The sequence below is a fragment of the Erysipelatoclostridium sp. DFI.2.3 genome, from assembly GCF_019132535.1.
Taxonomy (GTDB): domain Bacteria; phylum Bacillota_I; class Bacilli_A; order Erysipelotrichales; family Erysipelotrichaceae; genus Clostridium_AQ; species Clostridium_AQ innocuum.
Map to the genome: position 1 here is coordinate 27,721 of NZ_JAHOOJ010000019.1, position 12,945 is coordinate 40,665.

General features: G+C 46.3%; 12 protein-coding genes. 2 read left to right on the plus strand and 10 right to left on the minus strand.

Annotated elements, in window-relative coordinates:
* Positions 1-110 precede the first annotated feature (110 nt).
* The 6 genes from KSZ58_RS16870 to KSZ58_RS16895 all read right to left on the minus strand — a co-directional run bounded on the left by KSZ58_RS16870 (position 111) and on the right by KSZ58_RS16895 (position 6,038).
* Entirely contained in the window at positions 111-1,121 is a 1,011-nt protein-coding gene (locus tag KSZ58_RS16870; RefSeq protein WP_008818824.1) for a Gfo/Idh/MocA family protein, read from the minus strand.
* 123 nt (positions 1,122-1,244) lie between these two features.
* Positions 1,245-2,633 (minus strand): PTS galactitol transporter subunit IIC, encoded by a 1,389-nt coding sequence (locus KSZ58_RS16875; RefSeq protein ID WP_008818823.1) that lies wholly within the window; start codon positions 2,631-2,633, stop codon positions 1,245-1,247.
* Between the two features lie 28 nt (positions 2,634-2,661).
* Complete coding sequence (locus KSZ58_RS16880) at positions 2,662-2,937, minus strand: PTS sugar transporter subunit IIB (protein WP_008818822.1); 276 nt, start codon at positions 2,935-2,937, stop codon at positions 2,662-2,664.
* A gap of 21 nt (positions 2,938-2,958) precedes the next feature.
* Positions 2,959-3,429 (minus strand): PTS sugar transporter subunit IIA, encoded by a 471-nt coding sequence (locus KSZ58_RS16885; RefSeq protein ID WP_008818821.1) that lies wholly within the window; start codon positions 3,427-3,429, stop codon positions 2,959-2,961.
* The gene (locus tag KSZ58_RS16890) at positions 3,398-3,889 is read right to left on the minus strand and encodes a PTS sugar transporter subunit IIA (RefSeq protein WP_008818820.1); all 492 of its coding nucleotides are present in this window, start codon (positions 3,887-3,889) and stop codon (positions 3,398-3,400) included. The genes KSZ58_RS16885 and KSZ58_RS16890 overlap by 32 nt, the downstream gene beginning before the upstream one ends.
* Positions 3,890-4,013: 124 nt before the next feature.
* Positions 4,014-6,038, minus strand: coding sequence for a BglG family transcription antiterminator (locus KSZ58_RS16895; protein WP_009587711.1), 2,025 nt, complete (start codon positions 6,036-6,038; stop codon positions 4,014-4,016).
* A 191-nt stretch (positions 6,039-6,229) separates the two neighbouring features.
* On the opposite strand from KSZ58_RS16895, the gene KSZ58_RS16900 reads away from it, so the two are divergent.
* A complete protein-coding gene (locus tag KSZ58_RS16900) occupies positions 6,230-7,831 on the plus strand; it encodes an LCP family protein (RefSeq protein ID WP_009587758.1) in 1,602 nt (533 codons plus the stop codon).
* Between the two features lie 197 nt (positions 7,832-8,028).
* Here KSZ58_RS16900 and KSZ58_RS16905 read toward each other — a convergent pair whose 3' ends face one another.
* From KSZ58_RS16905 to KSZ58_RS16915, 3 genes are read right to left on the minus strand one after another with little or no spacing between them, the layout of a single operon-like run.
* Complete coding sequence (locus KSZ58_RS16905) at positions 8,029-9,264, minus strand: hypothetical protein (RefSeq protein WP_008818817.1); 1,236 nt, start codon at positions 9,262-9,264, stop codon at positions 8,029-8,031.
* Positions 9,265-9,305: 41 nt separating this feature from the next.
* Positions 9,306-9,986: a hypothetical protein gene (locus tag KSZ58_RS16910; protein ID WP_009270937.1), complete on the minus strand. Its 681-nt coding sequence runs from the start codon at positions 9,984-9,986 to the stop codon at positions 9,306-9,308.
* Between the two features lie 40 nt (positions 9,987-10,026).
* Complete coding sequence (locus KSZ58_RS16915) at positions 10,027-11,184, minus strand: DHHA1 domain-containing protein (RefSeq protein ID WP_008818816.1); 1,158 nt, start codon at positions 11,182-11,184, stop codon at positions 10,027-10,029.
* A 123-nt stretch (positions 11,185-11,307) separates the two neighbouring features.
* Between KSZ58_RS16915 and KSZ58_RS16920 the strand changes: the two genes are divergently transcribed.
* Positions 11,308-12,189, plus strand: coding sequence for a class I SAM-dependent methyltransferase (locus KSZ58_RS16920; RefSeq protein WP_008818815.1), 882 nt, complete (start codon positions 11,308-11,310; stop codon positions 12,187-12,189).
* 203 nt (positions 12,190-12,392) lie between these two features.
* On the opposite strand, the gene KSZ58_RS16925 is transcribed toward KSZ58_RS16920, so the two are convergent.
* Positions 12,393-12,875 (minus strand): nucleoside-diphosphate kinase, encoded by a 483-nt coding sequence (locus KSZ58_RS16925; RefSeq protein ID WP_008818814.1) that lies wholly within the window; start codon positions 12,873-12,875, stop codon positions 12,393-12,395.
* Positions 12,876-12,945 lie beyond the last annotated feature (70 nt).

Genomic DNA, 12,945 nt, shown 5'->3' on the forward strand with positions numbered 1-12,945 from the left:
CGTTTCGTAATGGCAGCTTTTCTTTTTTGAATATGTAAAAAGGCAGGACGAGAGCTGAGATTTGTAGTATACTGTACCTGCAAGCTATCAGATCGTTCTGCCCTGTTCTTTTACAGATGGATGACGTTGCCGCTTTCTGCGGATGCATGCACTGCGGCAGCGATTCTTGTCGCCTGTAAACCATCATACGCATTTGTCCGGAAGGAGCGCTGGTTTACGATGTCACTGACGAAGTCCTGCATCGGCTCCAGTCCAAAGCCGCTTGCATGATGTTCATCAAACTTCATGAAGATATAGTTTGGCAGACTTGCCTTTTTGTCAGTATAGGTTTTAACTCCCCGATAGGATTCATTCTTCAGATACTTGTGCTCCGTCACGATCACAAGCTGTCCGTCATTTGATTTCGGATACGTATTGGGAAGAATCCAGGAGTTTTCCACCGTCCAGCTGCTTCCATCCTGCATCGTCAGAATGGCCTGGATACTGTCATAGGTCTGATAGCCTTGCTTTTTTAGTACCTGTTTATTCCCGACTGCATACACGCTCTCCACCTCACTGCCGCTTACATAGCGAATCAGATCATAGCAGTGCACACCGAGAAACCAGGAGGGTGAGGATTGATCAGTCCAGGTAAACCAGTTCATAGGAACATCGATCACATCATCCAGTGACATATAGCCGCGGATGATGTTTTCTTTATCCATCAGGATTTCATCACGCATATTGTTATAGGCCGGATCCCAGCGTTTATGGAAGTCCACGGCAATCTGCACACCGTACTTCTCTGCCATGGCAATCAGTTCTTCACATTCTTCTACGGAGGTTGCCAGCGGTTTTTCAATCATCAGATATTTGATACCTGCCTCCATGGCAGCCCTTGCCGGTTCATAGTGATAAGGGTCCGGTGTCGCAATGCTGATAGCATCCAGCTTCTCTGCCGTAATCATTTCCTTGACATCTGCATAGCCTCTGATCTGATAGCGGTTTTGTGTGGCTGCTCTGCGCTCCTCGTTCAAATCACAGAACACCACCGTTTCCACATGCGGGTCACAACTATACGTACGGATATGATAATTACCGTAAATTCCGGCTCCTACCACTCCGATGTTAACTTTTTTCATACTACCTACCTCTTTCCTTTACCTATTGAGATACGAAATTTTATGTCGTTCATAACGCATCAGACAATCTCACTTTGCCTGTTTCATTTTTTAAATTCCATTATACTTTATACAGGGTTCACCTTATTCATAATACTTCGCTTCAAATGCCGCATCCTCTTTCGCATAATAGCGCTCGATAACCTTTCCGCCAAACAGTACTGCGATATCAATGATAATCAGGATGCCTGCACCGATCACCGGTGTCTGAGCCAGGACGGTCGGCAGCCAGATAAACATATTTCCAAGAGCCATGGTCGTTGCCTGCTGTCCGGCCTGTACATAGCTCAGTCCGGCATTGGAGGCGAGCTCCGTGAACAGCGGTGCTGCCCAGCTTGAAATCCACAGCACGATCGGAATAAAAATCAGGCTGGATATAATTGTTCTTTTACGGTTACCGCGGTGAACGATGGTCGCAAAGCACACATAGAAGGCCGCAAACGGTACCTCACCAAGGGGCAGCGTGGTATTGCCGGGAAGAATTGCCGCAAAGACCATGAAGACCGGAATCATCAGAAAGCCGACACTGATTGTCACAGGATGTCCGATGGTTACCGCAGAATCCAGTCCGATATACAGTTCTCTGTCCTTAAAATGTGTGGTGAAGAATTTCTTTGCCTGATTGGATATCGGAATCAGACCGTTGACGATCATTTTTACCATTGTCGGAAACAGCATCATGATCGCAGCTGTCTTCATCGTCACATCCGCAATCCCCTTGAAATCATAGCCGGCTACCACGCCGAACAGCAGTCCCATGATCAATCCCAGATAGATTGGCTGTCCCAGCACAGAGCCGATCACCTTTCCGATACCGTGCTCTCCACTCTCCTCTTCACTTTCCTTACGGTGCTTCAGATAGGGAATCCGGTCATATACCTTATCCAGCAGCATGAACAGCGGTGCACTTGCCGCCGCAAAGCCGTGTGGAATGGAGATGGCATCAATACCGATAATTTCCTGTGTGCGATGTGCCATGACATCTGCGACCTTCAGTCCCAGAATGGCATGTGTGACTCCTGCCAGGATTGCCAGCCAGTAGCTTCCGGTAAGGAGCTGAACAAAGCCTGCTGTTATAGCAAAATACCAGAAGTTGTAAATGTCGACATTCACTGTTTTGGTCAGCTTTAAAGCGACCAGAACGATATTGGTAATCAGAATGACGATAATCAGCGCAGCCCCAAGCAGACTTCCGAAGCCAACAGCTGCCGCCGGTGATCCGCCGACATCGATTGCGGTCAGATTCAGATTCAGCACCTTGACCATTTCATTGATGACCGGTGACAGGGAATCTGCCGTTAGGGTTGATACAATACTGACTCCGATGAGTCCGATTCCCACCGTTACCCCCGCTTTGATGGCCTTGGAAGGCTTCAGTCCGAAAATCAATCCGATGATGCACATCAGAATCGGTACAAATACATAACTTCCCAGGTCGACGATATACTGAATGATGTCTAATACTGTCTGCATAATTTTCTCTCCTGTTCTTATCCGCAAGCTACGCGAGAATATCCATAATCTGTTGCGTAACTGCTTCCTCATTGATGCCTGTCAGGTAGGCACTGCCGTGAACGAGCGGTGTTGTGAATTTCTTCTTTACCTTCATCGTCGTGATGATCAGATCCACCTGACCGTCATAGCCCTCTACCTCGTGCAGGGTGCATTGCATGATTTCACAGGAAATCCCATGCTCCTTCAGTTCCTCCTCCACCTTTTCACGAACCATGCTGGAGGTTGCCAGTCCTGCCCCGCAGGCGATTACAATTTTTTTCATACTCGTAGCCTCTCCTTTTCCTTATGATTTCTGTCCTTCTATAAATGCATTCAGCTGCCTGCATACCTCATCTGCATCATGCAGCTTCACAAGCCGGGTAAACAGCGTGTCATCCCCCAGCATCCGCATGATGGTCTGCAGCATTCCCAGCTGCTCATGGGCACTGCTGATTGCCATGAGAAACACCATGTCAACGTCAATTTCACTGTCCATATCCTCCATGTTGCAAAAGCGGATCGGCTGCTGCAGGATAGCCAGTGCGACATGATTGCCGCTGACTGCCGGATCAAAGGCATGTGGTATAGCGATTGCCGCACATTTGGTACGCAGCCCGGTTGGATATTCCTGCTCCCGCAGCAGCACCTTATCCGCATATGCCGCATCACTGCATCCATGTGTTTTCAGCTTGTCCGCCAGATAGCGGATGACCTCTTCCTTGTCCTTTACACATACATCCGTTTCAATCAGTTGCGGTATGAATTGAAATCCCATCTTCTCTCCCTCCCTTCGATTCCTTTGCCTGAAAACATTGAAACAGCTCCTGCGGCGTGTTGCTTTTCAGCAGGCTTCGCAGTGTTGTCTCATCCGTTACTACACTCGCCAGCATCTTCAGGATTCGCAGATGTGATTTTGAATCTACAGAAGCCAGAATCATCAACAAGCGGATCGGTATGCTTCCATCGTCAAAATATACCGGTTTTTTTAATGACAAAATGGAAATCTGATTTTTCCGCACGCCCTCCTCAGGTCTTGCGTGTGGAAGTATGATGTAGGGTCCGGCCATGAAGTAAGGTCCCCATGCCTCAATATTGCGAAGTATGGCGGCTGTATACTTCTCTTCCACAAAGCCGTTTTGAATCAATGGCTTCACTGCGGTTTCTATAGCGGATTTCCAGTCACAGGAGCGCTCCTGTATCTGAATGTTGTCAACGGACAGCACTTCTTCTTTCATTGCCTTCACCTCCATGCCTGAAAGATATGCATCTCTTTACAGGTTCATTATACAAATGACAGCGTATAGAAAAAAGTCCAACCTGACCGAACTTGAAAGTGCAAGTCGTTGGACTCTATTGGAATTAGGAAAATGCATGCAGCAGTGCCCTGCGTACCTCGGCTGCGCTTGTGCATACATCCAGCTGTGCAAGCAGCGTGCTGTTTCTGCTCAGCTGCAGGATTTCGTGCAGGACATTCAAATGCTTGTCATGAGCAGCATCCGATAGTACAAACAGATACCGCACTGCGGACACCTCATCAAGATATACATCCTCATGACAGATCAGAAGAGACAGTCCCAGACGGAATGCCCCGTGCTCCGGCTTCGCATGGGCTACGGCAACGGAATTCGCCAGCAGGATATACGGTCCGTACTCATCCACCAGATGGATCATTTCCTGTACATAGCTGTTTTGAATGACACCGCGGCTCAGCAGCGGTGCGGATGCCGTCTGAATCATCTCCTTCCAGGAATCCACCTGCTCCAGAACCTGTATATCCTCCTTTTGCAATATATCCAGCAGACCGAGCTGCTCTTTATCATGAATACCGACAAAGGAGTTTCCCCGGTTGAGATAGGCCAGAACATCCCGCTTCAGGGCGTCCATATCCGTTTCCTTCACATAGGAGGCGATGATGGAAAACAGACCGCCCAGCTTTTCATTGTTGATTTCATAGCAGTCGAAATTCAGCATCATCATGGAAGCGATTCGTGCCTTATCCTCTCTGCTTAAAATCGGATGCACCCGGATTACCGGCACCTCGCTTTGTACATCGATTGTCGATACAATGAAATCCACCTGCTGCTCATATTCCTGCACGTGCTCCAGACTCGCGGTATCCACAACCCGCACATTCGCATACAGCCCCTCGATTTCCCGCTTGAGAAGCATGGATGTGGAAATACCGCTGGGACAGACAATCAGAATACGGATTTCATCATAGCAGCGCACTCCCTGCTTCAGATGTCCGCCGAAGTGCATGGTCAGATAAGCGATTTCACTATCTATGATCGGCATCTGAAACAAATCCCTGAGGTCTTCGCATACCAGCTGTGTAATCATATAAATATCCTTGTACTGCTTCTGTATTTCATCGATCAGCGGGTTTACGACCTGGATGGAAAGACGGTTGTAATACATGGACAGCTTTAAATGCATATAGATGGAATTGATCAGGTCATTTTTATCATCAAAGGATACACATGCCGTACGCTCAAAGGTTTCCACAAGACGGCTGGATAATTCAAAGATGCGGATATCATGCTCATCATCCTGCGGACACAGCTCCCTGCTTGCCTTGGAGCCCAAAAGATGCAGTGCGAGATACAGCCGCTCATGCACATTCAGCTCCTGAAAATAACGGTCAATCAAATCCAGCTCCTGTGTTTCACACAGATCACGCAGCTCCATGAGAGAAAAATCATACTGCTCCGGTGAATCGCGGATAATGCTCAGCATACAGGCGATGGATAGCAGATTGTCCTGTCGGTATTCATGCTCACGCTCACTGGATATTTTCTGTAGTCTTCCATAATAATCGTCCACCAGCGCTGTGTCCAGAAAGGGCAATGCGTGATAATTCACCTCATCCAGCAGCTGCTTCAGAAAATACAGCAGAACCGCCCGCTTGTTGAATGCCTTTCCCTCGATGCCGTATCCGTTTTTCAAATCGATGCGCAGCTCCAGACCATAGGCTTTCAGCTGCTCCTTCACATTCTTCAAATCACTGAACACGGTATTGCGGCTGCATTTTAACAACTGCATGATATCCTCCACATGAATAACTGCTTTGGGATAGATCATATAGCAGATCAGAAAGCTGACACGCTGCTGAGGTGTCAGTACATCCGGCTGCAGCTGCCGCTTTTTCAGAAGGGCGGATAGCTGCTGCTTCTGCTCATCCAACAGAAAATAACCGGCTCCCCGTTTGCACATCACAGGCTTTAGTGCATTCATCTGCAGTACCTCATTCGTTTTATTCACGATATAATACACACTTCGCCTTCCTGCATGCAAAAGCTGTGATATTTCATCCAACGCAATCGGTGTGCTTTGTTCCATAAGCAGCTGAATCAGCTGCAGCTGTTTTCCTGTAAACGGTATCATAACGAATCCCTCTTTCAATTCAAGTATCCTTATTCTATAATATTTGCGGCAAAAAATGCAAATCATTCCAAATTTTGCATGATTTATAGTTTATTTTCATAAAATTCATAAAACGTTCACATAGAGTAATTACAGGTAATCTGGAATTTCCGTACTTTTTATACTATAATGTAGATTATTGAGGTGTTTTCATGGAAAATAAAAAACTAAAACGCAGGAGCCTGATTATCGATATCATCATGCTCGCTGTATTTCTGATGGTAAGTATTGTATCCTTCTATATCGCCTACAGCTTCGGACTGCTCCCAATCAAGTGGGTTACCATAGCAGCAGCAATCTTCGGACTGCTGTTTCTGATTTTACTGCTACTCGCATTTAAACAGATACCGACCTGGGGCTTAGTCATCAAGCGGCTGTTTCTGATTCTGCTTGTCGCAATTGTTGGCACCTTCGGCTATTTCATGGAGAAATCCCGTACAACCATCAACAAAATGAGTAAAACGACCAAGGTCAATGATGACGGTACGACTACCATTACCACAAACCTGTACCTGATTACATCAAAAACCAGCGGTATCAGGAGTGAGGCAGAGCTTGCGGATAAGATTATCGGATTTCAGAACGGAAGTGATGCAGATAACCTTTCCTTTGCCAAGACCTCGGTATCCAAGGACATCAGCTCCTATACTGCCAAAGAGGAAATGGATTATACGACACTCTATGATCAGATGGAGCAGGGAAATGTATCCGCAATGGCAATCTCTGAAACCTTCTACAATATGTCGAAAGCAAACATCAAGGATTTTGAGAAAAATGTACAGATTCTGAAAACCTATTCCAAAACCGATACCATTAAGACCAAGGAACAGAAGGACATTACCAAGCAGACCTTTACCGTTTACCTGAGCGGTCTGGACAGTACCGGTTCTCCGGATCAGCAGACGCGTACCGATACCAATCTGCTGCTGATTGTCAATCCGGTCGCAAATCATATCGATATGGTTTCCATACCAAGGGATGCGCTGGTACCCAATACGGCCCTGAACAATGCCAATGACAAGCTGACGCATACCGGCATCTATGGAATCGATACGAGTGTGGACACCATCTCACAGTTCTTCGGCATTCCGGTTGACTACTATGCACGCGTCAGCTTTAATTCCATGATTGAAATCGTCGATACGATCGGCGGTATTGACGTGGATGTGGAACTTGATTTCTGTGAGCAGGATGAAAACCGCAGCTTTAAAAAGGACGATCTGATCTGCCTGAAAAAGGGAGAGCAGCATCTGGATGGAAAGCAGGCACTCGCTTATTCCCGTCACCGTAAAACCGAGGGCTATGACAACGCCGGAAGAGAACGTGCACAGCAGCGTATCATCAAGGCAATCATCAACAAGCTGATTTCCCCGTCCGCACTTGGCTATGTCAATGATCTGCTGGATGTCGCTCCCAATTACGTGATTACCGATATGCCGGCAAACCAGATTACAAAATTTGTTTCCAGTGAGCTGGATAATATGAAGCCCTGGACAATTTCCAGTGTCATTTCCGATACCGGTGTCTATGATTCACAGCAGGTCGCAAGCCTGAATCCGCTGGAGGGACCATATGATGTATATCTCTTCAACAAGGATGAGGTACACGCTGTCGTCAATGCCTATGACGGCGCAAGCAACCAGCTGCAGATGGAGAGCTTTCATTTCAACATGGATGATCTCTACAGGGATACTCCGCCAATCAACGATGATCCCAATATCATCTGGGACACCATGGCAAGCACGCCGCACTAACAGCCATACGAAAACACCCTATGACAGGGTGTTTTTTATGATTTCTTATACTGCACGAGTTGTAGCTGTGAAGGATGGGAAGGATAAAAGACAGGACAATGGAATGAGGATGTGCCTTTTGGCATAGCCTGCAGGCAGTATAAAAAAACGCTCTTTAAAGGATACTCTGCCTCCTTTAAAAAGCGTGATCAGCCTATTCAGCTGTGCAGCTCATCGCTGATGGTAACACGATGCTTGATTCCCTGACACCATTCCTTCAGCATCGCGATATCCTGTTCATCACGCACAATGCACTCAAGAAACAAGGTGTCCTTTTCACAGTTTGCCTGTACAACCACGGTATAGTATTCATCCAGATTCTCCACAATTCCCTTGCAGATCACCGCTTCCTTTTCGAAGCTGAAAGCGTCCATGACATCGACCGGCTTCTCCAGCTTTTTCAGAAATGTCGGAATTTCCTTTTCGAAGGTATAAGCGTTTGCCTTGATCATCCATTTCCAAGGCTCCTGTGCATCCTTGTACGGTGCCATAAAATGCATCGTCTGTGTTGTCTCATCAAAGCTTTTTTCACTGCAGCCATGAGCAGGAATACTCCAGCTTCCGAAAGGATAGGAAACTACTCCGTTTCGATAGCCCAGATGCGCGATCTTCAGCTCATCCGCATGCTGAATCAGAATCTCACGGTGGATTGCCGTACAGATACTGCGATAGGCATCCATCGGCAGCGGAAGCAGGTCATCCTTCTCATACGCCGCCTCCAGATAATCCAGAATGCTGTTGGCAATCTTATCCGTATATTCATTCATAGAGCTGTATGCAAAGTAACATTCCTTCCACAGCAGCACCATGGCGCAGTTGCGATAATAGCGTGCAGTACGCTTTCGATCATTCCATACAAAGAAATCATCTGCCAAGTCCTCGACATCCCTTGTCTGAAAATCATCTCTGTGAATATAACCCAGCGGTGTGACGACAAAGCCCTCTCTGTAGACAGGGTGATAATACTCCTGCGGCCAGGAGATGCATAATTCCTTTTCCTCATCGATATGATCCAGAACATAGCCCTGTATATCCTTCAGCCAGCGGTAAAAGTACTTGTATTTCAAATTTTCAAAATTGCGGTCCGTATAATATCCCGTCGGATCGTTTACCTCCAGCGGAATCTGTGAACCGCTGATAATCTCATCAAAAACAGTGCAGACAAAAGCATGGAATCCGGGTCCTGCGACATTGGTCTGTGCCGCAATACTCACAAAGCGGTCCTCATAGCCGCATTCAATATACCCCTCCGGACAAATATCAATCATGACGGTGGCATCATAATCCTCCAGCTTCAGCTTTTTCTCATCGCATACCTGCTTTAGAAAAGCACTGAATGCCTCTTTGTCCGTTTCCTTTTCCAGCTGTCCTTCCAATACAATTTCAATAGACATTGTCAAAACCCCTTTCAAAAAGGAACTGATTTCTCAGTCCCTTATTCAACTGCCAATACACGATAGACATTTTTCATTTCCCCATCGTAGATGACATCTTTCTTGTAATTCTTTGTACGGTCATATTCATAATCCTGAATTTCGATAACGCTGATCGTCATGGACTTCTTCAGACTCTCCACTTCCGTTTCTGCATAGGTCAATGTCAGCTTGACATCGTATCCCCGGCAGGCAGAGCCGTTATAGGTATAATCCTTGGCTTCTACAGCATCCACCTTATAACCGGATACCTCCGGCAGGCTTTTCTTCCCGTATTCGTTTACGATGGTCGGATAATTTCCATAGTAGTATGCCTGTGCAAACTCCATGAAGTTGCGGATCTTATCGCTTGGTATGAACTGCAGTCCGCCAAGATCCTGGGCATCCTCTTTGTTGGATAATGTAAAGAAATCAAATGCAAAGCTGACTGCTACCATGGTAGCTTCCTCTTTTCTGTCCTCGCTGGTAATTGCTTGCGACAGCTTGTTATACGCCTCGATTTGCGCCTGCGTTGGATTCAAGGGCTCCACATATAAATCATTGGCAACCATTTTCACTTCCGCCTTCTCTTCATTTTTCGCTGTTTCTTTTTTCTTGCTGCTGTCGTCAGAGCTGCATCCGCTAACCATAGTTACCGATAGGATTCCGACGCAGAGAAGTAATTTCTTTGCTATTTGATTCATACAGACCTCCACAAAACGTTTATTAGTATATCATAATTTTTCAGGAAAACCTATGCGTTTTGACAAATTTAATAATTTCTTCAGAATACATGCCGCCTCCCTGAGAAAGCCGGGCACTTCCGCCTCCCTTCAGGTGATAGGCATCCGCAATTTCTTTGAATACCTTTGCGGAATCAAAGTCCATATCCTTGTGAGAGGCTACGACTACATGAACATTGTCATATGTCTTTGCCACGAAGATGACCGCCTTTTTGTAATTCTCCGTTACATATTTTGCGACATCCGCTTCTGATTTCACATCAATATCATCAAAGAAATGGATGATGATATCCTCCTCGCTCTGTCCAAGCTCTTTTCCAAACATCTCATAATACTTCTGCTTCCAGACAACGATATCCCGATTCAGCTGACGTGTTTCATTGATTAAACGGTTGACACCGGTATTTACATAGAGGTGGGATACAGCCAGGGAACGGCTTGCTTCATCCAGCACCTTATAGCGTCTGGAAACGCAGTCAAGCAGCTGATCGCCGACCAGATATTTAATTTTATACCCCTTTGCTGTTTTTTCATACCCGCTGATGTACAGCATCTGCAGGTAGCGAAGGGATGGAACATGCATACAGCCGCACATATTGTAATCCAGTGCCCCAATGCGTACAACACGCAGATCATCGCGGTCAAGGTTTTTACCCTTGGCCATTTTGCTTGCCTCTACCCTTGTCGGATACTGTATACTGACTTCAAGATCATCGCGAATCAGACCATTGCACAGAACCTGCAGCTCAAATGCCATCTTATCGGTGAAATCCTCAAAGCTGAATTCAATATCATTTTCCTCATCCCCTACATGATGAGCCAGTGTCTCCACCTTATAAACATTGCCGAGAACCGCACTGATCAGATGCTGTGCCGTATGAATCTGACATTTACGGAAACGTTCATGCAGGTTCACACTCATAAAGACCGTACCCTCAAGTCGGGTATCCAGAAGGTGCCACATATGACCTTCCTCATATTTCAAATCCAGTACCATGTGCTCGTCGATCATACCGATATCACTGGCCATTCCGCCGCCTTCTTTATAAAAGATGGTATCCTTGCAGGCATGCCAGAAGAGGCCGTTATCTTCCCGGACTTCCAGAACCTTGGTGGAAAGCTCCGTTGTAAAGCAATTATCATACAGTTTGTTGATCATAAGTATCCTCCTTTTCAGTGTATTTTCTTATATTCTACCACACTTTTGTGTCTTTTTCTCAAGAAACTCATGTAACTAACACGTTATCTCATGATATAATGGTATGCGTCAGGAGTTGATGAAATGAATCAGGTAGCGAAACATTGGAAGGACTATGAATGCATCGATGCCGGCAGCGGGGAAAAGCTGGAGCGATGGAAGGATATCATACTGCGCCGCCCCGATCCGCAGGTGATCTGGCCGATGGAGGAAAACAGCATGTGGAATTCACCGCATGCACATTACCACCGTTCAAAAAGCGGTGGCGGTAGCTGGGAATATAAAAAGAAATTCAAGGATAGCTGGACGGTCTCATATGGCGATCTGCGCTTTAAGGTTTCTCCAACCGGATTCAAGCATACCGGCCTGTTCCCCGAGCAGGCTGCGAACTGGGACTGGATGATGGATACGATTCAAGGCAGCGGACGTGAGGATTTGCGTGTGCTGAATCTGTTCGCCTATACCGGCGGGGCAACCATGGCATGTGCCAGTGCGGGAGCGGCAGAGGTCGTACACGTTGATGCCAGCAAGGGTATGGTGAACTGGGCCAAGGAGAATATGATGCTCTCCCATCTGGAGAATCATAAAATACGGTTTATCGTGGATGATGTGCTGAAGTTTGTTGCCCGTGAAAAAAGAAGAGGCAGAACCTACCATGCTATTATCATGGATCCGCCAAGCTATGGCAGAGGACCGAATGGAGAAATATGGAAAATTGAGGAACAGCTGTATCCGCTGATCTCCGCATGTATGGAAATACTGGATGAGAACCCGCTGTTTTTCCTTGTGAATTCCTATACCACCGGATTTCCGCCAACTGTTTTATACAACCTGCTGCGTACCACCGTTGGTAAAAAGCACAGGGATGGTCAGATTGATGCCGGAGAAATCGGTCTGCCCATTACAGCCACAGACAGTGTGCTGCCATGCGGAATCTATGGAAAATGGGTTAGCAGTAAGCGATGAAAGCATTGTCAAAATACCATATGAATTACGTTTGCATGTTTATGAATAAAGGAATCCGAATTGCTATGTGTATACAATAGCTCTGGATTCCCTTTTTTTTATTATTTCAGTATCTTCCTGCGTCTTTTATCATTTGATAGTGTAAGCAAATCATGAGCAAAAAATGAAAAAAAGCAGATTGCATGGAATTACAATCCGCCTGTCTACTTCAGATAAGACTTCCAGATATTCAGCTCACGCTGAGCACTTTCATGGGAATCGGATGCATGGATCACGTTGTTCACCAGGCGTACAGCTGCAGATGCCTTTTCATAGCTGTCATCGCTGTATTTCCCGCGGATCGTATCTGCACCGGCATCCTGCGGATTGGTTTTCCCTGCAAGTGTCCGTGTAAGCGTGATAATATCGTCACTTCCCTCATAGCTGACCTCCATCGGCATGATGGTATGCGGTCCGTCATAATAAAAGGAATTAAAAAGTTTTCCCGGGAAATTAAAATCCTTACTCATGGAATCGATCACACCTGCGTAATGATCAATCAGCGTCTTCATAACACCCATTGTAACCGTAAGTGTACAGCTTTTCTCAATCACGAGTCCATGAGAGCGCAGCTCCCTAAGAACCTCCTGTGCATGTCCGCCTGCAAACGCATCCGGCTTCAGCATCAAAAATGTTTTCTGTTTCATAGTGACCTCCTGTTTTTCTTTAGTATACACCATTATTTCAGAAATTTGTATCCCCTGTCCTGCTTCCGTA